A 25,691-nucleotide genomic window follows, 5' to 3' on the forward strand; every position below is an offset into this window, starting at 1 on the left:
TGTTGCCGCCACTACTGCCGCATCAGTTATGGCAGCCACAGGCACTGAGCCAACCAAGCTTGCTGGCGCTATGGGTAATGATAAATTCAATACCAATAATCCCTACCCACGTACTTTTTCTCATATCGGGGTGTCAGTACCTAATCTAGAGGAAGCGGTTAAGTTTTATAGTGAAGTCCTCGGCTGGTACGTGATCATGGAACCTACCGAAGTAAAAGAAGATGACAGTGCAATCGGGGTTATGTGTACCGACGTATTTGGCGCAGGCTGGGAACGCTTCAGAATCGCTCACATGTCTACGGGCGATCGCATTGGCCTTGAACTGTTTGAATTTAAAAATCAGCAAAACCCTGAAGATAATTTTGAATATTGGAAAACTGGTATTTTCCACTTTTCAGTTCAAGATCCAAACGTTGAAGAATTAGCGGAAAAAATTGTTGCTGCTGGCGGTAAAAAACGTATGAAAGCACCACGTTATTACTTCCCGGGTGAAAAACCATACCGCATGATTTACATGGAAGATCCATTCGGAAATATCATCGAAATTTATAGCCACAGCTATGAACTACAATATTCTAGCGGTGCTTATAGCTAAATCGAGCTAAAAGCCAAAGCTCGGTAAAGGCTAAATCTAGCTAAAAGACAAAGGAGGCATTATATGCCTCCTTTTTTGATTTTTAGCTCACCGCTAAAGCTTAGCTTAACAACAAGCCTGACTGTGACGATGAAAATCGATTACAGAAAACAGCATTTTGGTAGCTTTACTTTAAGTAAGCTTACTCGTGCTTTAAGCAATGCTCTATGGCTTTACCCATGGTTGACATTATGCAGTACAAATGAGCACCCCTAGTGACAGCAATGTTAACCATTAGATTGTGTCGATGTTTTTATAGTCAAGCAATTGCGTAACCTTGTAGCAATATCACACCTTTAGCAGCCCCATTGGCTAATTAACACCTTAATTTAGTTTAATAATACTAATGCCTGCCCACTTTTACTTTAATAACAACGACCCCTATGAAATCTTATTCATTAAAGCACAAAATACTTATACCTGTACTAATCGCATTATCGATGGTGATAACGCTGCTATCTTGGCTTAGTTACTCCAATCAAAAAACCATGCTTATGCAGACTAATCTTGAGCAAGTTCAGCGCTTAAGTGCTCAGCAAGCCCAAAGGATCAGTGAGTGGCTAGACAGCAGAAAAGATATCGTCAATGCGATGGGCGACAAAGCCAACAGCAACACACTTGATGCTTTGCTTCAGGCGAAGCAATCTGGTCGTTTTGAATCAACCTACTTCGGTAAAGCTTCAGGCGAAATGATAGATTCAGATCAAAGTATTGATTTCAGCGATTACGACCCACGTCAACGCCCTTGGTATCAGCAAGCTCACTCAGAACAACAATTAATAATAACCACGCCTTACCTTGATGCTTTTTATAATACTTTGGTTGTAACCCTTGCCACACCAACGATCAATGGTGTGGTAGCTGGGGATCTATCCATTAATGACTTGGTTAATGATGTCAAGCAAATGAAACTACCTTCGAACGGTTTTGCCATCATGATCCACCGAGACGGTACGGTTATCGCCTATAAAGACTCAAGTAAAACCATGGGCCATATCCGCGCCATTGATAACGACCTTGATTACAGCCTTTTGCAGCAAAATCGTCGCGCAAATGAACTCATGTCGATTCACTTCGCTCCTGAAGACAAAGATAAACTTATCTGGCTAGAAGCAATCCCTAATACTGACTGGGAACTTATCCTCGTACTTGACCAAGCAACCTTGGAAGCGCCACTTAAATCATTACTCCTGACCCAGCTCGGTATTGCTGCCATTATTTTACTGGTAAGCATGGTGTCTATTTCTTTGATGATGAGTCGCTTACTTGCGCCTTTATCAAAAGTGTCACAAGCATTAGCCCACATAGCTCAAGGCAATGGCGACTTAACCCAGCGTATTGAAATTGAGAGTAAAGATGAAGTAGGAACACTGGCTGAAAATTTCAACTTATTTGTACATAGTCAGCATCAGCTGATTACTCAAATCCGTCAGGTAGCTCATGAACTTGACCAAAAAGCGGATCAAAGCTTGGGCAATTCACATGAAGCAGCAAAAGAGCTACAAGTGCAGCAACAAGAAGTCACTATGGTTGCCACTGCCGTAACCCAAATGGCCAGTGCCACCAACGAAATTGCTTCAAATGCGGAAAATACTGCAGCTGCAGCGCAGCAATCAAGCACAAGTAGTTTACAAGGGCAAAGTTTGGTTGATAACACTCGCCAGTCAATCAATTTGCTGGCAGATGAAGTCACTCAAGCCACTGATGTAATTGGCGATTTAAGCCGCCATGCTCATTCAATTTCAAGTATTTTGTCGACGATTCAAGGCATTGCTGAACAAACAAACTTACTGGCATTAAATGCCGCCATTGAAGCTGCCCGTGCAGGCGAACAAGGCCGAGGCTTTGCAGTGGTGGCTGATGAGGTCAGAGTACTATCTCGACGAACCCAAGATTCAACCCAAGAGATACATCAAACTATTGAAACCTTGCAAAAAACCACTTCAAGAGCAGTAAGCTTGATGCAAACCAGTCAATCCTTAGCCGCTAACAGTGTTACCGATGTTAATGAGGCCACTAACGCGATTGGTGAGATCACCCAAGCAGTAGCGTTAATTTCAGACATGGCGAGTCAGATTGCCACTGCTGCTGAAGAGCAAACCCAAGTCACCAATGAAATCACCCAAAATACGGTAGCGATTAAAGACGTCACCGATGAAATTAGCCTTGCTGCTGCAGAAAGCTTACAGCAAGCGCAAGATTTGAAGCTGCAAGCAAAGTCATTAAATAATTTGGTGGCAACATTCATCCTGTAACAAGCCATTTGAGGATTAACACCAATACCTATAATGCTTGGTTATAGGTATTGGTCGGCGCCAATATTGGAGGCATTGATAAGTGTTACTGACTAGGCATATGCTCCACCAGCAAGTCGATAAAGCGGCGAACTTTTGGGGATAAATGCTTACGGCTGGGATAAACCGCATATATGTCGATTTGAGGTTGAATGTAATCTTCGAACAGTATGCTGAGCTGCTCTTTTTCAAGCGCTGCAGTTAAGTAAAATGAGGGTAAGCGGCAAATACCGTGATGATCGAGCACCATCGCCAGTTCCATATCTGCATTATTACAACCAATCACTTGCGCCACAGTTACCGTTTCTGAGCGACCATCAGCATGTTCAAACAGCCAGCGATCTGGCTGCTTTAAATTGCTATAGCAAATACATTGGTGCTCAGTTAACTCGCAGGGTACTTGCGGGGTTCCGTGTGTGGCAAGGTATTGCGGTGTTGCCACAACATGCGCATGAAATTGACCAATACGTTTACAGATTAAACTCGAATCAGTTAATTGCCCAGTGGCTCGAATCGCTAAATCATAGCCCTCTTGTACTAAGTCCACATGGCGATCGCTAAAATCAATGTCTAGCTTTACCTCGGGATACATGCGCATATACAAAGACAAAATGGGTTGTAAATATTGCAAGCCAAAGGTCACTGGGCAGCTAATCTTTAGAGTGCCGTTGGGGGTCATTAAGCTGCTATCGATCATATTAATTACCGCTTGGGCATCGGCGACCATTTGCTGACATTGCTGATAAAACAGCTTGCCCTCGGCGGTTAAACTCAGCGAACGCGTGCTGCGATGTAATAATCGAGTATTAAGCCGCTGCTCTAACTTTGTGACAGTTTTACTGACATAAGAAGTGGAATGGCCGGTTTTTTCTGCCGCTAACGAGAAGCTCCCAAGCTCGATCACTTGGGTAAAAATCACCACACCATCAAATAGCTTTGTACCTTGATCCATCACGCTCGGCCATTGTTACTGTATTTGTGCCACTATAACGGCGTAATTCATTCCAATAAAGATTAAAATAGCTTAAAAAACCACTATTACGAGTTATATGGAAACAATAAATATCCAACAACTAACTTAATCAATCCGCAAAAAAGCCGTACAGTAGCTGCATAAGTTAATAGCAAACACACTTTAGTCATCCATCGCTTTGGTTTTAGGTGTTTACAATATCAGCGATTTAATTAGGCAATAACATGAAAATATTAGCATTTGCAGCAAGCAGTAGTCGTCATTCAATCAACAAAACCTTGGCACATTATGCCGCTAACTTAGCCGCTAATTTAGTCGATGGCGCGGAAGTAGAATTGTTAGATATTAACGATTATGAAATAGCATTATTTAGCGAAGATAGAGAAAAAGAGTTAGGCAAGCCTGCATTGGCACAAGCCTTTTTTGATAAAATCACCCAGGCAGATGCTTTAGTGATTTCATTTGCAGAGCATAATGGCTCTTACACTGCAGCCTACAAAAACCTGTTTGACTGGACATCACGTATTGATCAAAAACTATTTCAATACAAACCAACGCTATTATTAGCCACTTCACCAGGCCCTGGCGGCGCTAACACGGTATTAACCGCCGCAACCACATCAGCGCCCTACTTTGCCGCTGATGTAAAAGGCACTTTGTCGGTACCCAGCTTTTATCAAAATTTTGATGTAGAAACAGGTACATTAACGAACCCAGAACTTGCCGAAAAACTCACTCAAGCCGTCAGCCAGCTCGCGAGTTAACTCTAATTCAAGATACTCGATAGCGCTGTATTATTGCCGCAGCGTTATCTTGCTGATTTTTCTCATTGCTTTGAGTATCTAATTCAATTTCAGAATCAAGCACCCCACCATTGGCGATGATCATTTTTGCCGAGGCAAGATTGTGCTTATAACAATGAATATGCAGCTCATTGATGCCTTTACCCTTTGCCAATGCGATAGTTTGCGCCAGCAATTCAACCCCTAAGCCTTTACCTCGAAAACGCGGTCGAATACCGAGTCCAATATGGCCGCCACAATAACGAATATTATCATTGAGAGTTAAGCGTAAATTGGCGACACCTAAGAGCTCATCACCTTCCACTAACCAATAAGTTTCACTGGCCACATAACCTGCAGGTAAATTCTGCCCGCGGGCAAAGTCACTGATTTTTTCGAGCATTGCGCCAAAATCACTGTGGTCAAAATCAAGCGGAAACGGGTAGCGCTCTTCATCCCCTAGCTCGGTAATATAATCAATATAGCTTTGCTGGTAGTAGCCACTTGGCTTTACGAGTTGCAACAGGCTTCTCCTTGGATGATCTGACTGACACCAACAGCGCCTTATGGCTCTGTTGGTGTTGCCTTACTCGATTTTACTTACGACCCAGAATACGCAAAATTCTAAGGAACAAGTTAATGATATCCATATACAGGGCTGCAGCACTATCAATAGCATTATCTACTGTTTTCGGAATTTGATTGGCACGGCCCCAGTCATAGCCTATGTAGCCACAAAAAATCAGCACCACAATCCAATCTAATATGCCGTGATGAATACCAAACACGTATATTTCAATCAGCTCAACGACAATTACTAACAATAAAGCAATAGTTAGCGCACCAGCGATTTTGCTAAAAAACGCCGGAAATAACGTTCCTAGACACATCATGCCGATAGTCACTAGCCCTGTAATCCGAATGGCTTCTGATACTAATGCGGCATCATATTGGCTCACCACTAAATTAATAATGAAGCCAAATGGCACCACCACAAAGTTGTAGCCAGCAAAACTAACAATGGGTTTATCAGATGAGGAAAATAGATAAACACCCAAAAAGCATGACGCAAAATACCCGATAAAAAACACCCACGAATTAATATCTGCAATTGCTTGCGGTGAAATATTTGTCACCATCCACCAATTAACGCCAAAGCCCCAGCAGAGTGTTAAGCCAATAACAAGATTATAAAAAGTGGGACTGATCAGGGTGTCGTCTGTATTGCGACGGTCAAAAACATTACTTTCCACAACAATATCCTTTCGTTGTTAATAGACGTTATTGAGCCATTAATGGCTCAATAACTGACAGCAGATTTACTTAATTAATCGCAAAGTATATGGCACGCGAAAGTTATCACCTTTTGATGTGGCAATCGCGCCCATAATGCAAAAGACCAAATGACAAACGCCCAATACCAAGGTAAATAACACCCCAATTAAAATGAAAGTAAGAATGAACGAAATGAAATAACCAATGGTGGCAGTAATTGACCAGTTCAGCGCCTCTTTAGACTGCTCTCTAAGGTATGCATCATCTTCTTTGACTAGATACAACACCAACGAGGGGATAAACCCAAAAAAGATGGTACCAATCCAGCACAACAGCGCCATATTTTTACTATCTTGTGAAATTTCATTTATCACTACGTCGGTATTTTCGCTCATTATTCATTCCTTTATAGACACCCAATGAACCCACTAAAACTGGGTGCAAGACTTTAGCGGTATTTAGTATTTAGTTCGTAGCAAATAGAAAAAGTAATAAACACTATCCAGCAGATCTGAAAGGATATGATTGATATCCATATCAGGGCTTAAAATAGTTGTCCTTTACTATCTATATTGATACTTAATGCCCAATAACAGCTTGATTAAAGCATCACAGTGGCACTCAAGGTTTAAAATATAACCACGATTGATATTAGCAAGTCAAATTAACCTTTTAAAACAGAACGATATAAACCATATTATCGCTTTATGAGTTAATAATTTCAGCCTAGGTCATCGATACTGGGTAATTGATACTGGGTAATTGATACTGGGCATTTAATACTACTGGGCATTGGATAACAGCATCATAGTTTGGCTTTTTACTATAAAAAGCTGGCGAAAAAGATAAATATATTTCATTGATGCAAAAGGGAATACCGCCTAAAACGCTTGCTTTGCTCCTCCGCACAAAATAAACAAGATGTGATGTTAAAGTCTGCATAATTCAATTAATGTATCATCACTTATACCAAGTTATTTACCCCACTAAAAATAAAAAAGGTAAACAATAACAACGTGACCAATAATCAAATCAATAATAATAAAATCCACAATAATAACGTCGCAAAATCAGCGGCTTTAATGGGCACGCCAACAGCACAACTATCCGCATTACGGCTCATTTATTGGCTATTAAAAATAGGCTTGATCTTATTTGCGACTCAGTTATTTGGCTTAACCGCCCCACCAATGGAACTCAACTTTATTCTTGCTGTTGAAGCTGTCTATGTCGCTATTGGCTTTCGCGTTCGTTACGCCATTAACCAAAACCAATTATTGTTTGCCACCTTATTGCTAGATACCCTATTTTGGATTATATGGCTGTATTGTACTGGTGGCTCAGCTAATGCCTTTATTTCATTGCTTTTATTGCCTATCGCCATCGCTGCTGTCATGTTGCCACAATGGGCCCCTTGGTGTTTGGCGCTTATTTCTACCGCCGCCTACAGTGCGATGATTTTTACTCAACCCGATCACAGCATGCACCATGGTATGGACATGAGTTCCCACTACTTAGGCATGTGGTTTAACTTTGTTATTTCAGCATTAGTACTCACCACCACGGTGGCGTTTATTGCTAAAAAAATTCGCCAAAAAAACGCCCAATTACATTACTTGCGCGAAGCGCAAATGCGCCAAGAAAAGCTATTGGCGCTGGGCACAGTATCAGCACAAATGGCTCACCAATTGGCTACGCCACTGGCCACTTTAAGGCTATTATTAGAAGAGCTTGGCGAAGATAATCAAGCGGGTCACTTACAGCTTGAAATGAATAAGGCGCTGAATCGCTGCGAGAAAAGCCTAACAGATTTAAGGCAGGCCACCGAGTCTATTCGATCGGAAAAAATGCACTCGCAAACCGTGAATAATTTAACCAGTAGCCTGCAAGAGCAAGTTAATTTACTCATGCCTGAAATTCAGCTGTCTTTAACCCTGGCTGACAACGCTGACCGAGTAGAAATTCTCACCGATATGAGTCTATTACCGGCATTATTGGCATTAATTGAAAATGCCGCCAGAGCCAGTCAGGAAAATATTCAAACCCAAAAAGTAGCGATAAAAATCACCTTAGATAAACAAGTTGGGCTAAGCATTGGCATTTACGATTTTGGTGAAGGTATGTCTGAAAGTTTGCTGGAAAAACTTGGCCATAAAATGATTGAAAGCCCCAAAGGCTTAGGGATTGCAGTGTTATTAAGCCATGCCAGTTTTGAGCGCTTAGGCGGCAAACTAACCCTACAACCCAACCCAGAGCAAGGCATGATTGCCACTGTAACCTTACCCATAGAAAAATAGGCTTATTAGGTATGAATAACTTACTCATTATTGAAGATGATAGCGCCTTAGCCGCCGTGCTCGCCAGCCGCTTAAGCCGTCATGGGTTTAACTGCGTGCAATGTAACAGTGCGGAGCAAAGCTTATTAAAAGCCCGCCAGCATGCACCGAGTCATATTTTATTAGACATGAAATTGGCCGATAAGAATGGTTTAGCGTTAATCACCCCGCTGCGCCAATACCTGCCTAACGCATTAATCGTATTACTAACGGGCTACGCCAGTATTGCCACTGCAGTTGAAGCCATCAGATTAGGTGCCGACAATTACTTAGCCAAACCCGTTGATACCCAAACCTTATTAAACGCCCTCAATGTTAGCCCCAATGAGCAAAATGAGCCGTTATTGTCTGAGCAGCCGATTTCGCCCAAGCTACTAGAGTGGGAGCATATTCAACAGGTTCTGACCGCCAATAATGGCAACATTTCTGCCACGGCAAGGCTATTGGGGATGCACAGAAGAACGCTGCAACGTAAATTACTGAAAAAGCCCATTACTGACACGCGATAAAGGCCCTAGTGGCTGCTATATACATTTTTCAGCCCCTAAAACTGTCACCATGGGATTTGACTTCAGTTTACTTAATTAATCGCAGGCTAAGGGCACGCGGAAACTGTCGCCTTTGGAGGTGGCTAAAGCGCCTATGGTACAAAAGACCAAATGACTGATAGCCAATACTAAAGTAAGCATGACTCCCATTAAGCTAAAGAAAAGCATAAACCCAATGCTATAACCAACGACACCAGTGAGAAACCAATTCAACGCCTCTTTTGATTGTGCTTGGATATAGTCATCATCTTGTTTCACAAACAACAATACCAGCGCCGGAATGAAGCCGAAAAACAAGGTGCCAACCCAACATAGTCGCGCCATATTTTTCGCATCTTGGGTAATTTCATTGATGACTAATTCCGTGTCTTGGCTCATGGATAATTCCTTTATACACATTCAATGAGCACTGTGAAGCTGGCTACATGATTGGTGTATGAGTTTAATGGTATTTAAAAAATTAAAAAAAGTGCATGAAAACAGCAATGAAGGTCTGACAGGATGTTATCGATATCCATACCTGGCTTAGAATAGTTATCCTTCACTATTTGTACTTTCACCTGTACCTGTATTTATAATTATAATTATTTTTGCGGCCTAATGACAGCTTGCGACAAAGTAGCTAATAAACTCTGTTTAAAATATAAGCAGCGCCACTGACAATAAGTCAAACTAGCAAATTTAACCCAACATAATAAAATAAACGCCCTAAATATAAGCGCTTAATTTATCTTTAAAGCTAATTGTCTCGCCAATTTTGCCCTCTGTTTTGCCTCGGATATAAACAAGATTATTATTAAACTTTTACCGCCAATTGCCGATATGTTTGTATGCGGCGGTCTTTTAACAATAAGGCAAATAACGCCAATCATTTAACACTGGGATTAGCGTCAATTTATTTTAAAGCTATTCCTTTTATATCAGTTACATACCAAGACTAAGGCTTACGCCGAGGATTTCAAATGAAACAAATTAGTTTTCGCAAAGTCGATGCCGTACTAATTAAGCTGAGCCTAAATGGTAAATTTTGGGTTATTTGTACCCTAGTCACCTTTTTTACCGCAGCTATAGCACTGACAAATTACCTTAATAGCAATAGCCAAATAAGCCAGTCATCACAGCAATTTGCCCAAACAACCATTGATGCTTACGCGAACAGTGCCAAGGCTCAAAACTTATCAGACGATGCACTTGCTGACTTTGCCCGACAAATAAATGCGTCTGTGGGTTATATGAGCGCCGCCAAACGTAGCGGCGATAACATTACCGTCAGTGCTGCGGTTGGCAATCAAGCACTTGTAACCACTATTAATGTCACCCAAATTGAAATGGCAGCAAAATCAGCTACTAAAAACATAATGATGATAGCCTTATTGAGCTTATTGCCCTTATATCTGGTTTGCTATTGGATCTCGACCTCCCTTGGTGGCGGCCTGTGGGATATGTATATTGCCATTAAGCGCCTTGCAGACGGTGATTTAAGCCAGCGACTGAATTTTTTTGGTAGCGATGATTTCAGTGTTATTGCCCGTGAAATTGATCGCAGCGCCGATAATATGAGTGAAATGGTGTCAGCCATTGCAGTTAATGCTGAAACACTAGCTGGTGCTGCGGTTGAGTTTAATCAACAGGCGCAACAAAGTGAGCAGTTAACCCAGTACCAACATGATTTTTTAGATACGGTATCAGTTGCTATGGCGCAAATGACCGCAGCCATTGAGGAAGTATCCCACAATGCCTCGAATACCTCTGAGCAGACTCAGCTCAACTCAGCCCAAGCTAATAACAGCCAGGTGCAAATTACTGAAGCCGTTACCCGTATTAGCACCTTAACAGGCAGGATTTCAGAAGCCTCAAGCTCAGTGGCTGAATTATCTACCGCCGCCGCTAATATCGGCGCTGTGGTCACCACCATTAACAGCATTTCAGAACAAACCAACCTGTTAGCCCTAAATGCTGCTATTGAAGCGGCTCGCGCCGGTGAGCAAGGTCGAGGCTTTGCCGTGGTTGCTGATGAAGTGCGCACCTTAGCCAGTCGCACCCAGCAAGCCACGGTTGAAATTCAAACCATGATTGAGGGACTGCAGCAAGACACTAATACTCTTTCGCACATCACCACCGATATTGTGGCGCAGGCAGATAAAGGCCGTAATGCCATTGAGTCTGTCGGTAACGATGTGGATCAAATGGTTGGCTCTATTAGCCATGTGTTTGATATGAGTAGCCAAATAGCAACCTCATCAGAGGAGCAAAGTGCGGCAGCGCGAGATATTGCTGGCCAGCTAAGGGATATTCGAGGCCAAGCAGAAACCATCAAGGATAGTGCCCAGCGCTCGGTCAGTCTCGCCACCAATTTAAATGACTCTTCGAATAGCTTGGAAGGTATTTTAAAGCAGTATACTTTAGCGAAATAACAGCACTTTAGCTAAAAAATAACGATATAAAAAGTGACCCTAAAGCAAGGTTAGCCCTTTGCTTTAGGTTGCTGATTTTAAGCAATTTATCTTTTAAGCGGTTTTTACACTAAGCCACGTTACTGATCCACACCGTTTGATAGGGCTCAAGTAACATCACTGCGTTAATGTCTGCAATCACCTCACCATCAATGAGATCAAACCAGGTTTCAGTGCCAATTAAATTCAGTTCAGCCAACGGCAGCTCCATCACTTGATCGGTAATATTACTGATACAAAAAATACTTTGTCGTCTATCACGGCTTTGACGCCAGAAACCAAATAACTGTAAACCTAAATGCAACGTAAACTGGGTCGCATTAGGGTTAAATGCTCGCTGCCGTGTACGAATACTAATTAGCTTAGTTAATGATGCCAGCACTTTACTGTGCTGATTATTATCATCGGCTAGTAATCGACTTAGCTCTTCATAGTCCCAGCGATGACGGTTAATAGCCCGGTTATGGGAGGTATTGGCTAGCTTTTCATAATCATTGCCAGTGCCTAACAAGCTATGAATATAAATACCTGGTATGCCCTCAAGCCCCAGCATAATCGCGTGGGCGCAGCTAAAGCGAGCTAAACCAAACTCATCTTTACCTTTCACTGTGCCTTGTAAGGCGTCAATTAAAGCAATGTTCATTTCATAGGGCTTTTGCTCCCCCTCTTCAGAGGTGCGGCTAGATATTTTGCCGCCAAATGACACCATGGTTTCCACTAGGGTGTTAATTTCATCCTCATCTAATAAGCCTTCAGCAGGTCTTAGCCCTACACCATCGTGGGAGGCAATAAAGTTAAAGTAAGTGGTGCCGTCCTGCGCGGGCGGCATACTCATCTGCCAACGTTTAAGGTATAAACAACTGCCAGTGATCAAGGTATTAATCAATAACGGCGGCAATGAAAAGTTATAAATACAATGGGCTTCGTTAGCATTACCAAAATAGGTTAGGTTTTGGGTATTGGGTATGTTGGTTTCGGTGATCACCACCGCATTATGTTGCGCATGCTCAATAAGGGTGCGTAGTAATCTAATCACTTCATGGGTTTGCACTAGATTAATCGATTTAGTGCCGACGATTTTCCATAAAAACGCCACTGCATCTAAACGGAAAATATTCACGCCTGCATCAAGGTATTGTCTGATGATCTTCACAAACTCCAGCAGCACTTGCGGGTTTCTAAAGTCAAAATCCACTTGGTCATGACTAAAGGTGCACCACACATGCTGCAGACCTTTAGCGGTATCTGTGGGCCTTAGTAAATCAGATGTCCGTGGCCGCACTACCGCAGATAAATCATCCTCAGGCTTAGCGGTAAAAAAGTAATCATGACCTAGGCCCTCACCTTTAATGAAGTTTTGAAACCACGCGCTACGGCTAGAGCAGTGATTAATCACTAAATCAGACATTAATCTGCGTTTGTTGGCAATTAACTCAATATCCGACCAATCACCTAAGGCATCATTGACACTTGAGTAATCAATTACAGCAAAGCCATCATCCGAACTATAAGGAAAGAATGGCAAGATATGCACCCCATTGATGCACTCAAGATAGTTATCCATAAATTCTGCAAGAATGGATAACGGCTTTTGCCCCTCTTGAATAATGCTATCACCATAGGTGATCATGATGACATCGTGCTGCGACCAATGATTGGCATAGGGATGTGGCTCATCACAATCGACACTAATATTCATGGTGTTAATCAATTGCTCAGCAAGATCATCCACTGACACATCTAGTGTGATATCTTGATAAATACAACCTAACTGCTGAATTAGCTTTTGCTTAAGTGCATTAATGTCTGCCATTTTGACCTCTTCAAACCTGCGAGCTTGCCCTGCTCGCGGGTATCCTAAAATCTCACTCATAATTACATAAACTCTGCATTATCAGCCTCTACCGCTTCTTTGAGCTGCTCAAGCACATCAGGCATAGCGCTGATCACCCGGCTCCATGTTGGCATAAAAGGGGTTTCCATTGGGTTATCAAGAAAACGCTGCCCAGCGGTCACAATATTTTGGGCAAACATTTCTACGGCTTTTTCTTCAGTATGGATATCGGTGGTGAGCCCATTCATAAGCGCATCATTATGGTAAGTTTCCACATAATCGAGGGCGATACGATAATAGGTCGCTTTTAGGGTTCTAAAGGCTTCGGTACTAAAGGTTTCCCCTTGGGTAGCCAATTTACGATAAAACGCCTTGGTGATATCAATCGACATTTTTGATAAGCCCGCTTCCGCATTATCTAGGGATAAATCCTGATGTTTGTGATCGTAATTATCCGCAATGTCCACCTGACAAATACGGTTATGAGCATAGTTACGATGCATCTCACTCAGCACCCCAATCTCTAAGCCCCAATCACTGGGAATACGTAAATCGTTTAACACATCACGTCTAAATGAAAACTCACCGGCTAATGGATAACGAAAGCTGTCCATATATTCTAAATAATCATTATGACCCACCACTCTTTGTAAGGCTTTAATCAATGGCGTGACCAATAGTCGAGACACGCGGCCATTAATTTTGCCGTTGGACATGCGGGCATAAAAACCTTTACTGAACTCGTAATTAAACTGTGGATTGGCCACCGGATATAACAATCTTGCCAGCAGGGATTTTTCATAGGTGACAATATCGCAATCATGCAGTGCCACTGATTCCGTTTTGCCGGACGCCAAAATATAACCCATGCAGTACCAAACGTTACGGCCTTTACCGAGCTCTTTCGGCGCAAGGCCCAACTCACTTAATTTAGCATCAAGGGCTTGCAGTCTGGGGCCGTCATTCCAAAGTACTCTATGGTGTTGTGGCAGCTGATTAAAAAAACCCAGCGCCTGTTTATATTGCTCTTTATCGGCCCTATCAAGCCCAATCACAATTTCATTTAAGTAAGGCACGTCTTTTAATTTACTAATAATTGCAGGTAAGGCTTCACCCTCTAGCTCTGAATACAGCGAAGGTAAAATCAGCCCTAACGGCCGCGTTTTAGCAAATTTAAGTAAGTCCTGCTCCATCTCTTCATGGGTACGCTGGGTCAGATTATGTAGGGTAGTCACTATGCCATTTTGGTAAAAATCAGCCATGTTATGCCTCCTCAAGCTTCAATGATGTTGAAGAATTTGGGTTTAAAAACAAAGCTTCTAGGCATTCTGCCCAGCCTTTAGGGCCGTATTGGCTACTTTGAATCGGTGTTGATGTGGTATCGATTTTTGGAAAAGTATGAGTGGGAGATTTAATTTGAATGGCAATATCAGCCGCCTCTAGCATGGCGCTGTCGTTACCACTGTCACCGAGGGCAATGGTTTGCACGCTGGTTTGATAAGCATTGGCATATTGCTGGGCTAACCAGTCCATGGCGCGGCCTTTATCTGTATGGCCGCCAACATGTAAGAAACGCCCGCCTTGGAGCATATTCGCGCCTAGGCTATTCATATGGGCCATAAAGGCTTGCTTTCGAGTGTCATCACCGGTCCACAATAACGGCTCAGAGTAATGCCTTACCAAGGCCAGTGTGGCTTTTTCTGGGGTTAAATCCGTTAGCTCACAAAGCTCTTCGGCTGTCAGAGATGAAAAACCAAGGTAATCTTCTGCAAATGCTTTGGCCTCGGTTTCCAGTAAGGTTAACCAATGGCTTCTTGGCTCACAAAATTCTTTTACCCAATAATACCCTTGGGTAAAGGTGTCTTGAGGCTGAGTGTCAAAGTAACCAATGGGAATGTAGATCACTGCGCCATTTTCTGAAATAAACGGTGAGTTAAAACCAATGGTTTGCTGAAACTTTTCCATTTCGGCAAACGTTTTACTGGTATTAGGGATAATAGGAATTTGCTTTTCATTTAATCCTTCAATTACCGCTATTGCGCTGGAGAAACTGTAATCAAAGTGATCAAGTAAAGTACCGTCCATGTCTGTAAATATTAGCGGTCTTGTGGTCATATTTATTCCCTTCCATTACCTAAACAATTATTCAACTGCCTAAAAATGTTTCAGGTTACATGCCAGCTTTTGGCGCTTTGCACTAAAATGGTTAGAAACTAAACATTAGACACTGAATTTATTGATTAAATAATTTATCCGAAGGGAAAGAACACATTAAAAAAAACACAGAAATGGATCATAAATGCAGGATTTTGAAACAAACTTTGCACCATTACGGTGCAAAGAGAGCGTTAAAGGTTAGCTAATTACACTTGCTAATAGGACTGCATTAGCCAAGCTGTTTTTGGTAAGGGTTATGCGCACTCAGCAGCAAGGTGCACTTTATTTTTACCTGCATATTTAGCTCGGTATAGTGCTTCATCTGCTATTTTTGCTAAATCAAATAATGACTTAGTGCTATCAATATTATTTACCACTCCCATGCTCACCGTTAAATCAAGACTAATATCGTCAAAGTGAAACGCTCGAGATGCTATGCCGTGACGCAAACGCTCTGATATCGCAAAGGCTTGATCCATATTAGTATTGGGTAACACTATCAAAAACTCTTCACCGCCGATCCTACCTATCAAGTCACTGTTTTTTAATAAGGCTTTTGCTCTTTTTGACAGCGATTTTAGCGCAAGATCGCCCACATGATGCCCATAAGTGTCATTAATGGTTTTGAAGTTATCAATATCAAACAGGATCACTGCCAAAGGTTGCTGTTTTTTTGCCGCTTTTTCAACGAGGCTCTGACCTTGGGTAAAGGTTTGGCCACGATTATAAAGCCCGGTAAGAAAGTCGATTTCTGCACGAAATTTTAACGATCGCCGCGAGAGCAATAGGAAAATAATCAAGGTTAATAACACCACAGCAGAAACAAAAAGTAGCATCAGATTAAGCTGATAAATACGCTCTTTATCTTCAACTGCTACCAAGTTTAATTCATTAATAGCAAGCCTATTCGCCAGTAATTGATTTTCAAAATTGACCAATTGGTCATTATGACCAAGCGCAGAAATGATAACTTGGTTGCTAATGACGCTTTGGTGCGCCTCCCTTTCTAAATCAATGACATCAAGCAGCGTATTAACGGCCTCAATGGGCTTAGCCTCATCCATCGCAATTATGGCATCGGCCTGTAAAATCATGCTTTGCTGGTTTTGACTAAAGTGTTTATCTTGTTTGAATGCGCGCGCCATTTCAGCCGCTTTTACTGCATCACCAATTCTTAAATAAGCTAACGCCAGATATAAGTAATTGCTGGTTTTAAAATAACTTTCTTTGGAAGTGTGGTGTAATGCAACCGCTTTTTCTAAATGCTCAATAGCAAGGGGAAAATCATTCATTCTTAGCGCCACGCGGCCGCTATTTAGATGCGCGAAAAATAATAAATCTTTGTAATCTTTAGCTTCATTGGCCAAAGTGAACTGCACCGTCAGGCTTTTCTGAGCTTTATCCCAATCCCCTAGCTTTAATGCCTCGCTAAGCATATTGTGTTGCATATTGAACATGTCTTCTTTGTCATTAATACGCTGCCAAGTCAGGTAGGCTTTTTCAAAGTTTTCATACCCTTGTTGATGTAATCCCACACGCCGATAAAGATTACCTGTCGCATTATAAATCAAAGCTTTACGGTTTAAGTTTAGCGCACTACTTTTATCAACGACTGTCAGCGCTTCGCTTAATAAATCAATGCCCTGTTGAACCGTAGTAGGCTCTGTATAACAAAAAGCATTTTGAGTTAATGTCTTAGCGAGTAATTCTGAGTTGTTATGCTGACGAGCATAATGGAGCGCGAGTGTTCTATCTTCACAGTAAACCGCAGGATCGTTAGTTTGGAGATATTTAGCAAAGGAGCGCTCTAAGTAGCTATCAATTAAGATATCAGTCACCGCCAAAGAGCTAACCAGCGCGATACCTTTATCATAACTGGCTATAGCTAATTCCAACTGGCGAGTTTTTTCGTACTGCTGGCCATAAACAAAATAATACTTTGCTTGAGATTCAGCATCAAAGTTGCTGCCTGTAAGATCAAATTGGTCTAATAACGCAATCGATTCTGCAGCAGAAAGCCCTTTAATTGATTGTTCTAATTTGAGGAAAGCATCATTGGCAACAGCACTCAAGCTTGCTAAAAAAAGCATACTGCACAGCCATGGGATAAATCTTCTCATCTACAAACAATCCATTTTTCGTTAGCTAAATAGCACTTTTGTAGTATATCGACTTAGGCGTAATATGGAATGGCTTCGCAACAAAACTCACAACCACCTACAAATTGATACAAATAGACTGACAGAACTGATACACAAGTAACTTAAACCCGATAAGCACTTAAAAAATGCACTAGGCATAACAGCAAGAGTTAACGATGAATAGAGTCTGGGTTTACTTAGCATTGGCTAATGCTTGAGATGAATTATCTGAGTTTGCGAGAATCGTTTTGTGAGGCCGATAACAGCCATCACAAATTATTTTTTGCCATAAAAATAGTCAAAAATAACGATTTTAATGCTGTAAATTGGCGTTATTTAACAGAGCTTGGTTCGCACGATGAAGAGTAGCTGTCGAGTTCAATTAACCCTTTGAGGATAATGCCGTGATAGCGCGCTTTAATCAGTTGATAATCCATATCTGCAGCAAAATAGTAGGTGACATCTTCATCGCCAGTTTGCTCCACGGGGATCAAGGTTAACTCCCCCCAAGGTGCAAGTGTAACCGTTTGCTTTTGCTGCACATAAAACTGGTAGGGCTCGATGCCATCAGAGGCTTGCCTTACTAAGGCGAATTGCTGCCGACCTTGTAATAAATGCTCCCGAATTTGAATCGCCAAGGTATCCACATCACGCAAAGGGAGTTCTTTTGACACATAGGTATCCACATCGCCATCAATATCGACCCGCGACTGTCGCCCTGCGTCATCAAAAGTGACTTGCATATCCCGTGAGCGAAATCCTGACACTTGTTGATGAAACTCATCCGTTAACCATTCATTAGTTGCATCAGACCAAGACAGTTCTGCCCGCTGCTGATATTGGGTGCCAATGCCTAAAATACTGGCTTCACTGTTTGACGTTACTACCGCTGATTTGCCTTGCCAATGCTCAGTTCTGGTCATTTCGCCAGTGTGTATCCCATTAAGATAAATGCTGTAATGAGCATTACGGCTGCATTGCTGGTCTGTTTCATTAGCAAGAGATTCACTAGCAAGGGCATCTTTGACGATGGCTTCATTGGCCAATGCATCACTAGCAGCTGCCGCATACAGTATGGCGAGCATCACCAATGACATAGCCACTGACTTAGATGACAGCGCCAATGACATGGCCAATGAGTTAGCCAAAGTTCGCCATCTTGTGGTGCTTATATGCAATTCAGAAATTGTGTTATTCATGCTCGCCTGTTATTGATACGTCAAACAGTAAATTAAAAAACTTCATTCACATTAAGATAGAAGTTAGTTTCATTTTCACCCACACCGACATCAAAACGCAGATTAATATTGTCTTTTATATTGAAGCGAAAACCGGTGCCATAGGATGTCATTAACTCATCAGATAATTGGCTCACTTTAGGCGCAACGCTGCCCACCGCACCCCAAAAAACCATGCCATAACGCTGAAAAATCGGTAATCGATACTCAACTTGGCCCATCATCATTTGCTCGTCACGGTAACGCCCTTTGATATAACCGCGCATGGCGTTAGAGCCACCTAGATCTGGCAGTAAATTCCAAGGTACATCGCCATCAGTAAAGTGCCCTTGCAGTTGCCAAGCGATTAATCCTGGCGCAGACATAGAGCTTAAATCAATGTAATTGGCTAACTCGACATTGTAAGTTGAAAATGACGATGATTGATCGTTTTGATACAGGCCGGCATCCACTTGAAACAACCAACCTTTAGTGGCATTTAAACGGTAATCCCGCGAGTCGTAAATACTGGTGACGACCACGCCTGAACTAAAATTATTCGGCAATGTTTCAGTCGCATCTACGGCCATTTCAGGCTCAACTAAGGCTAAGTTTTCAGCACTGGCATAAATAAAATCTGCGCCAACACCAATAAAATAGTTGCTGGCAACTTCGGTCATCCACCGTGGCTTAAAACTATAAAGCTGCTCTTCAAACTCATGGTGATTTGCATCGATATTACCTTGCTCGATACCTTGGCCATAATAAACCGCCGCTTCGTTATGCAATTCTAATTGCAGCAATAAACGTTGCTTTCCTTGATTGAAAAACGTCATGTTTTCCACTTCAACGCCGTAAGAATTATTCATCGATACAAATGAGTTCAGTACTAACGATGACGGCTGCTCCTCTGCCGCTGCGCCATCAGTTTTATATAACCCCACCATTAACAAACCTAAGCCAAACTTTTTCTCGGGGGTGTAATAAGCGGTGGGTAAATAGCTCATATCGATGGCTTTAGTGTCATCAAACTCACCATCGGCGCCAAAGACTGACAAAATATCATCAACCCATGTCGGCTGCATATCTTCTGGCGTTTCAAATAAAGGTTCTACTGCGACGCTTGCGTTAGAAAACGCCATAAATACTAGGAATAAAATCCGTTTCATAACAACTCTAATTAATGATGGGAATGGGGAGTTAATAAACACCTTGTATGCAGCCAATTGACTTGCCGAGTGCATTTTAACAGAGTTTGAGCAATAAAAAATGCCGCTATCGTTGCAATAATAGCGGCATTTATTATCAATGATGGGTTTTATCTCAAACCCATTAACTCAGAGAGTTACTTACCCCAAGGGTTAGTTGGGTCTTGTGATGGCGCAGGTCTTTTGGCGCCCGACTTATCTGAGCTACGATTTTGCGCATAAGCATCTTGTTGTCTTGGCTTATCGCTACCATAACGAGGACGCTGATTTTTAGCCTTCATCGCTTCGTAATTCTCAGTCGCTTTAGCGCGCTGTTCATCTAACAACTCAACCGTTAACTCTTGTGGCTTACGTGGCACGATACCATCAGCAAACCCGCGAGCTCTTGGCTTTAGTTCAAACTGTTCAGCAGTACCTTTTGGCATTTGCTTAAAACGATAAAGATAGAAAGACTCAACTCGCTCTCTAGCCCATTCGGTTTTTTTAAGAAACTTGATACTCGCTTCCATACTTGGATTAAGGTTAAAGCACTCCAACCTCAGTGCCGCATAAAGTACTTTCCAATCATAAAAATCAACCAGCTCAGTCATCATGATGTCTAAACTCAGGCCGTGAAGTGGGTTATTCTGTTGCTTTTCAATCATGTGAGACTCTAATAAAGGATAGTATTTAAAGGGAATGAAGCGGGTTTTGAACTGCTGTGCACATTATAGCGTTTTTAACTGCCTATATTGAGATATTTTTAATATTCAAGTGCGACAAAACCCCGCGTACAGCAAAAGCATGCCATATATCATCTATTCAGTTAATGAGTAACACACTGTATAAAAGCAAATTTTAAAGTCTGTAAAATTAATGCTAATATCCTCAGCTTATTTTTCAACCTCTATTTTAAATATTACTCTCGAAGAGTTATCGGCTTTTACAACTTAAAATCGATGACCATGCTATGTAAAGTATGAGAGTGAGATGCATTTTTAGTTATCAAGGAAGATAATGTGAAGAAAATTTTTATTTTATGCGTTCTATTCGCCATCTATCAAAATTGGCCATTATTTCCTAAGAAGTACGACCAAACTAACGAGGTGGTGTTATATGCCACTGACTGGTGTGGATATTGTGAAAAAGCGCGAGTATTCTTTGATAAAAATAATATTGCCTATACTGAATTTGATATTGAAAAGTCAGCTGAAGGTCGGCGTCGTTATGAAAATCTAGGTGGGGATAGCATTCCATTACTGGATATTAATGGCACCATTATCAGAGGTTATAATGAAAGAAAAATGGCTCAGCAACTATATGAGAAGCGATAATTTCAATCGTAAACCCCATACTTAATCTAAGTATGGGATTTGATAAAATAGCTGTGTTGGTATCGACTACTAACTAAAATGTCGCTGCAAGTATAAGCTGACATAAGCCGCTTCTGGCTTTCAATAACTTAGCTAAAAAATATAACCATAAACTGACAAATCTTGGAACCCCTTAGTCACGATGGTCATGAGTTGTCATTTTATTACAACTAAAAGCCTATCTCTTGCAAACTCATATCTGGACAATTCTGAGTTTAGTTTTCTTAGCATTGGAGATATTTTATTTAGGTTCTGGTAGGGCAAAAGGCAAGACCTGACCCCGTTTTCCACAAGGAATTTTCCTTCTGGAAAAGTGTGCAAATTTAACAGCGTAATAGCCAAGTTTTAGACCCATAGCATTCCATTAGTTGCTCCCCTAAGTGACTCGTCAGGGCTTGTTAGTTTAAAAATATGGCTAAACATATCTTTTAGGTATAAATGTTTGAATATATTCATTAAGCCAGTAATCATCAGGCTTCGCGCACATTAACGAAAACAGAAATGATGCTTTTACTCTATAAAACCTAAACTGCTGTAATAACAATCATAAATTGATATTGACCTTTCCCACGCGACACTTTAGCCTACTCCTTAAAATACCAGCAGCAATTGCAACATTTGCACCACAACCATTACAGCGGATGTTTAGTTATATTTTGATAAGCCGGAGAGCTAGAGTTCAATGTTACTTAAAAAAATAATTTTTAGCCTAATATTTATACTGTGCGGTATTGCATCAATTAGTTTCGCTGATGATACTGAAATTTATGTAACAGAAGCCAGTGTTCGCACTAACGATGTGCCGCAAGTTCTGATTATTTTTGATACCTCAGGAAGTATGGAATATGTTGGTAGTACATCGAATCCACAATACTTTCCATCTCGAGAGAGTTACGATATTGGAGGTGCAAGTCTAGCAAATTCAACCAAGCTATATTATAGCGATGACATCGAAACCGTTCCAACCATAGGCAGTAAGCAATTTTTTAAACATAAATTTAATGGTTGTGAGCTATCGAGTGACTATTTAGAGGATTACGGTAAGTTTACTGGCTACCTACGCCACTACAATGTCGATGATAGAGAATGGCAAGAGCTGCCAACTAATCCTGATAGCGGAAATGAGCTAGATACCGTTGATTGTTTTGCTGATATCCGTGAAAAAAATCAAGAAAATGGTAAATCTAAATCCAATGGTAATGCTAATTACCCTGATGGGTTCCCTGTTGATGACTCTGACAGTGCCTACCTCACTCCCGTTAGCAACTCCTCATTAGATATCGATACGGCCATCGAAAGTGCAAAACAAACGGATTTCGGTTTAGGTAAATCATTCACTGTTTACACTGAACATTATATTACTTGGTACCATTCAACCTCTGTGATTGACAATACACTTTTGCGTATGGATGTGGCGAAACAAGTCATTCAAGACGCAATTATCAGTACACCAGGCGTCGATTTTGGCTTGGCCATTTTTAATAAAGATGACAAAAGCAACAATAAAGCGGGCCGTATTATTCAAGGAATTAAAGAATTTAATGATGCCAACAAAAAGAGCCTACTCTCTAAAGTTAAAAGTTTAAAAGGCGTATATCTTAATCGCACCCCCTTATGTGACACCTTGTATGAAGCTTACCGGTACTTCAGTGGCGGCGCAGTATTAAACGGCGACAATACAATTAACTCAACTAACCCGGACCATGAATACGACACCGGCGATATCAACCCAGTGCATGATGCAACGATCATCAAAAATGGTAACTATGATTCACCATTTGAAGGTAAAACCTGCTCATCAAGTGCAGCTATTGTTTATATTACCGATGGGGAACCAACTCGAGATAACTATACCAATGACTTAATTGCCAGCTTAGTTGGTCAACCACAAAGAATCGACCCTGATACAAATGAGCCTCTAGTGGATAATAATGGCGACCCAATTTTAGATCTTATTGATAAAGACAATGCCATGCCAAGGCTTGCAGGTTATATGTACAATAATGATATAAATGCCAGTGTCAGCGGTACTCAAAATGTGCGCACTTACACGATTGGATTTAGTGAGGGCGCAGCAGATGCTGAAGATATTTTAGAGGATACAGCTGACCTAGGTGGTGGTAAATATTTCTCAGCGCTCAGTGCTGAAGCATTACAAAAATCGTTACAGCAGGTATTTGCTGAAGTGGTTAGTGTGCCAGCAACCTTCAGTTCTCCTTCAGTATCATCTGCGCGAGTGGATAGTGGTAACTCAGCTTATTACTCGATGTTTTTACCCAACAAAGGCCCTCGATGGGCTGGTAATATTAAGAAGCTCACCTTCAATAGTAACGGTGATGTTTTAGATGCTAATAACAGTCCAGCATTATCAGACGGCGGATTAATTAAAGATTCTGCGTGCACTATTTGGACCCAAAACTGTACATCATTTACCGGAAACGGTGATGGTAGTAATGTCACTGATGGTGGCGCTGCACAGCATTTACAATCCAATACAGACAGAACCCTATACGGTAATTTTAGCTTATCCGGTGAACTCACTGAATTTAACAAAGCAAATGCCCAAAGTCATGCTGGCGATGCTGGTGACTTAGCTACTCATATGGGGGTAACAGAGGATGAGCTTGATAAAATGTTTAACTGGGCCAAGGGCCAAGATGTATTTGACGAAGATGATGACGAGTCAATCACTGATATTCGCCAAGATGTTTTAGGTGATTCGCTGCATTCAAAACCACTGGCAATAAATTATGGAACGGCAGCTTCGCCGAATGTAAAACTGTTTATGGGTACCAACCATGGCTTTATGCATATGTTTAGCGACGCTGGTGATTCTATTAGTGAAACTTGGGCCTTTATGCCCTATGAATTATTACCTAATTTACGCGAGCTTGCGGTTAACTTGCCTACGGGCACGCACTCTATTTATGGCCTAGATAGCTCGCCTGTAGCGTATACAAAACGTAATGCCAGCGGCGCAATTGAAACAGCATGGTTATTTTTTGGCATGCGCCGTGGCGGCACCTCTTATTATGCTATGGATGTCACTAATCCGAATAGCCCTAAAATGTTGTGGCATAAAAATGCCAATAGCACTGATTTTGATAACTTGGGCCAGTCTTGGTCTGAACCTGTGGTCACCTATATTCCAGGTTTTAAAGAAGGCAGCGACCAAAGCGAGAGCCCTGTGATCATCATCGGCGCGGGTTATAATCCATCAACAAAAGATGTATCTGGTCTTGGTAGTGACGACACTATTGGCCGCGGGGTATTTATCATGTCAGCGAAAACTGGCGATGTAATCCACAGTTTTGGCCCCAGCAATGGTGACAAAATGACAAAAATGCCCAATATCCTCGATAGTATTCCCAATAAAGTGGCCGTGTTAGACAGCGACAGTGATGGTATTACCGACCGCATTTATGCCACCGATACTGGTGCCAATATCTGGCGCATGGATTTACCTTCAACAGACCCTAACGATAGTGAAAACCCATGGACAGCATTTAAGTTTGCAGAATTAGCGGGAGACTCGCTAGTCAATGACCGACGTTTCTTTGCTGAGCCCATTGTCGCTCAAACCATCATTTCGGCCACTCATCAAACTGACATTAATGGTGAATTGACATTAAGCTATCAAAATATCCCCTATGATGCGGTTGCCGTTGGGAGTGGACACAGAGCTAACCCTTTAGATAAAACCCGTTCTGATAAGTTTTTTGTATTGCAAGATAGAAATGTTGTGACCCGCTCTTTTGCGGGAGAATCAATACCTGATGCTTTACTGTTAGATGACTTATATGATGTAACAGGTGCAGCGCCTGCGGATCAAAGTGACAATATTACTTTCGCTACTAAACGCGGCTGGTTTTATAGCTTTACCGGTGGAGGCGAGAAAAGCTTATCCGCAGGCTTAATTGTCAATGGTCGAGTGTTTTTTACCTCTTACATTCCCACAACGACTGAAAGCCTCGATCAATGTAGCTTTTCAGGTCAAGGTAAGTTATATGGCTTTGACCTACATAAAGGTATTCGTTCGTACTCACAACTTTCTTATGAGTTAGGAGAAGGCATACCAGACACTCCTGGCATCATAGTACCGGTTAACAGCGATACCATGTACCTAATTGGCATAGGAGACACGGGGAACGACATGGAAAAGGTCGATGGGGATGATGGCTGCCCAGAAGGAGATGGTAAGTGTGTTGCCAGTGGTTTGCAGTCAAACCGCATTTACTATTACATGGAATAATAGCCATTTAAAGCAAAGCAACAACAAGTATTATTGATGATATAAGCTAAACAACATCAAGCCACGAACTGTTATTCACAACTTCGTGGCTTGATTATTTTGGGATAGATATTTTAGCTAGTAAATGAGCGAGTCTTCAAATATCAGATGATAAAGACTAAAAGATAGCAATCAGCGTACCCTCTATTAATTCAACTCATTAGCGTTATCCATTGCATTGTAGTGGTCAAGAAAT

The 25,691-nt window shown here is 41.6% G+C and carries 20 protein-coding genes; 8 read left to right on the forward strand and 12 right to left on the reverse strand.

The window, feature by feature from the left end; genetic code table 11:
• Positions 1 to 70 precede the first annotated feature (70 nt).
• Both AB4140_RS18505 and AB4140_RS18510 read left to right on the forward strand, forming a co-directional pair.
• The gene (locus AB4140_RS18505; protein WP_076538443.1) at positions 71 to 595 is read left to right on the forward strand and encodes a lactoylglutathione lyase family protein; all 525 of its coding nucleotides are present in this window, start codon (positions 71 to 73) and stop codon (positions 593 to 595) included.
• A 422-nt stretch (positions 596 to 1,017) separates the two neighbouring features.
• Entirely contained in the window at positions 1,018 to 2,889 is a 1,872-nt protein-coding gene (locus AB4140_RS18510) for a methyl-accepting chemotaxis protein (protein ID WP_372002143.1), read from the forward strand.
• An 85-nt stretch (positions 2,890 to 2,974) separates the two neighbouring features.
• Here AB4140_RS18510 and AB4140_RS18515 read toward each other — a convergent pair whose 3' ends face one another.
• Positions 2,975 to 3,880, reverse strand: coding sequence for a LysR family transcriptional regulator (locus AB4140_RS18515; RefSeq protein WP_372002145.1), 906 nt, complete (start codon positions 3,878 to 3,880; stop codon positions 2,975 to 2,977).
• Positions 3,881 to 4,125: 245 nt separating this feature from the next.
• On the opposite strand from AB4140_RS18515, the gene AB4140_RS18520 reads away from it, so the two are divergent.
• Positions 4,126 to 4,665 (forward strand): NADPH-dependent FMN reductase, encoded by a 540-nt coding sequence (locus tag AB4140_RS18520; protein ID WP_303445873.1) that lies wholly within the window; start codon positions 4,126 to 4,128, stop codon positions 4,663 to 4,665.
• Positions 4,666 to 4,672: 7 nt separating this feature from the next.
• On the opposite strand, the gene AB4140_RS18525 is transcribed toward AB4140_RS18520, so the two are convergent.
• From AB4140_RS18525 to AB4140_RS18535, 3 genes are all read right to left on the reverse strand, one after another.
• Positions 4,673 to 5,206 (reverse strand): GNAT family N-acetyltransferase, encoded by a 534-nt coding sequence (locus AB4140_RS18525; protein WP_303411474.1) that lies wholly within the window; start codon positions 5,204 to 5,206, stop codon positions 4,673 to 4,675.
• Positions 5,207 to 5,279: 73 nt separating this feature from the next.
• Positions 5,280 to 5,936: a Bax inhibitor-1 family protein gene (locus AB4140_RS18530; protein WP_372002147.1), complete on the reverse strand. Its 657-nt coding sequence runs from the start codon at positions 5,934 to 5,936 to the stop codon at positions 5,280 to 5,282.
• Between the two features lie 66 nt (positions 5,937 to 6,002).
• Positions 6,003 to 6,353, reverse strand: a complete 351-nt coding sequence (locus AB4140_RS18535; RefSeq protein WP_102439402.1) for a DUF4870 domain-containing protein — start codon at positions 6,351 to 6,353, stop codon at positions 6,003 to 6,005.
• Positions 6,354 to 6,974: 621 nt separating this feature from the next.
• On the opposite strand from AB4140_RS18535, the gene AB4140_RS18540 reads away from it, so the two are divergent.
• Both AB4140_RS18540 and AB4140_RS18545 read left to right on the forward strand, forming a co-directional pair.
• Positions 6,975 to 8,255: an ATP-binding protein gene (locus tag AB4140_RS18540; RefSeq protein ID WP_347230803.1), complete on the forward strand. Its 1,281-nt coding sequence runs from the start codon at positions 6,975 to 6,977 to the stop codon at positions 8,253 to 8,255.
• An 11-nt stretch (positions 8,256 to 8,266) separates the two neighbouring features.
• Positions 8,267 to 8,803, forward strand: a complete 537-nt coding sequence (locus tag AB4140_RS18545; protein WP_102439401.1) for a response regulator transcription factor — start codon at positions 8,267 to 8,269, stop codon at positions 8,801 to 8,803.
• Between the two features lie 75 nt (positions 8,804 to 8,878).
• Here AB4140_RS18545 and AB4140_RS18550 read toward each other — a convergent pair whose 3' ends face one another.
• Positions 8,879 to 9,220 carry a DUF4870 domain-containing protein gene (locus tag AB4140_RS18550; RefSeq protein ID WP_102530981.1) on the reverse strand — a complete coding sequence of 114 codons (342 nt, stop codon included), beginning with the start codon at positions 9,218 to 9,220 and terminating at the stop codon, positions 8,879 to 8,881.
• Between the two features lie 584 nt (positions 9,221 to 9,804).
• On the opposite strand from AB4140_RS18550, the gene AB4140_RS18555 reads away from it, so the two are divergent.
• The gene (locus tag AB4140_RS18555) at positions 9,805 to 11,256 is read left to right on the forward strand and encodes a methyl-accepting chemotaxis protein (protein ID WP_303411467.1); all 1,452 of its coding nucleotides are present in this window, start codon (positions 9,805 to 9,807) and stop codon (positions 11,254 to 11,256) included.
• Positions 11,257 to 11,365: 109 nt separating this feature from the next.
• Here the strand turns inward: AB4140_RS18555 and AB4140_RS18560 are convergent, their stop codons facing one another.
• The 7 genes from AB4140_RS18560 to AB4140_RS18590 form a co-directional block, all read right to left on the reverse strand.
• Positions 11,366 to 13,108 (reverse strand): sugar phosphorylase, encoded by a 1,743-nt coding sequence (locus AB4140_RS18560; protein ID WP_303503670.1) that lies wholly within the window; start codon positions 13,106 to 13,108, stop codon positions 11,366 to 11,368.
• A gap of 62 nt (positions 13,109 to 13,170) precedes the next feature.
• Positions 13,171 to 14,391: a glycosyl transferase gene (locus AB4140_RS18565; RefSeq protein WP_076538328.1), complete on the reverse strand. Its 1,221-nt coding sequence runs from the start codon at positions 14,389 to 14,391 to the stop codon at positions 13,171 to 13,173.
• Position 14,392: 1 nt separating this feature from the next.
• Entirely contained in the window at positions 14,393 to 15,244 is an 852-nt protein-coding gene (locus tag AB4140_RS18570) for a mannosyl-3-phosphoglycerate phosphatase (RefSeq protein ID WP_102530978.1), read from the reverse strand.
• A gap of 296 nt (positions 15,245 to 15,540) precedes the next feature.
• A complete protein-coding gene (locus AB4140_RS18575; protein ID WP_372002151.1) occupies positions 15,541 to 17,376 on the reverse strand; it encodes a diguanylate cyclase in 1,836 nt (611 codons plus the stop codon).
• A 383-nt stretch (positions 17,377 to 17,759) separates the two neighbouring features.
• A complete protein-coding gene (locus tag AB4140_RS18580) occupies positions 17,760 to 18,626 on the reverse strand; it encodes a hypothetical protein (protein WP_368501204.1) in 867 nt (288 codons plus the stop codon).
• A 32-nt stretch (positions 18,627 to 18,658) separates the two neighbouring features.
• On the reverse strand, positions 18,659 to 19,813 hold the full coding sequence (locus AB4140_RS18585; RefSeq protein ID WP_102520291.1) for a BamA/TamA family outer membrane protein: 1,155 nt from the start codon (positions 19,811 to 19,813) through the stop codon (positions 18,659 to 18,661).
• A 176-nt stretch (positions 19,814 to 19,989) separates the two neighbouring features.
• The gene (locus AB4140_RS18590) at positions 19,990 to 20,496 is read right to left on the reverse strand and encodes a VF530 family DNA-binding protein (protein WP_102439395.1); all 507 of its coding nucleotides are present in this window, start codon (positions 20,494 to 20,496) and stop codon (positions 19,990 to 19,992) included.
• A gap of 354 nt (positions 20,497 to 20,850) precedes the next feature.
• Here AB4140_RS18590 and AB4140_RS18595 point away from each other — a divergent pair, with 354 nt between their 5' ends.
• Both AB4140_RS18595 and AB4140_RS18600 read left to right on the forward strand, forming a co-directional pair.
• Complete coding sequence (locus tag AB4140_RS18595; protein WP_198590430.1) at positions 20,851 to 21,165, forward strand: glutaredoxin family protein; 315 nt, start codon at positions 20,851 to 20,853, stop codon at positions 21,163 to 21,165.
• A 721-nt stretch (positions 21,166 to 21,886) separates the two neighbouring features.
• Positions 21,887 to 25,456 (forward strand): pilus assembly protein, encoded by a 3,570-nt coding sequence (locus tag AB4140_RS18600; protein WP_372002154.1) that lies wholly within the window; start codon positions 21,887 to 21,889, stop codon positions 25,454 to 25,456.
• Positions 25,457 to 25,691: the final 235 nt, after the last annotated feature.

Origin of the sequence: Shewanella sp. 10N.286.51.B2, from assembly GCF_041469265.1 — a bacterium.
Lineage (GTDB): Bacteria > Pseudomonadota > Gammaproteobacteria > Enterobacterales > Shewanellaceae > Shewanella.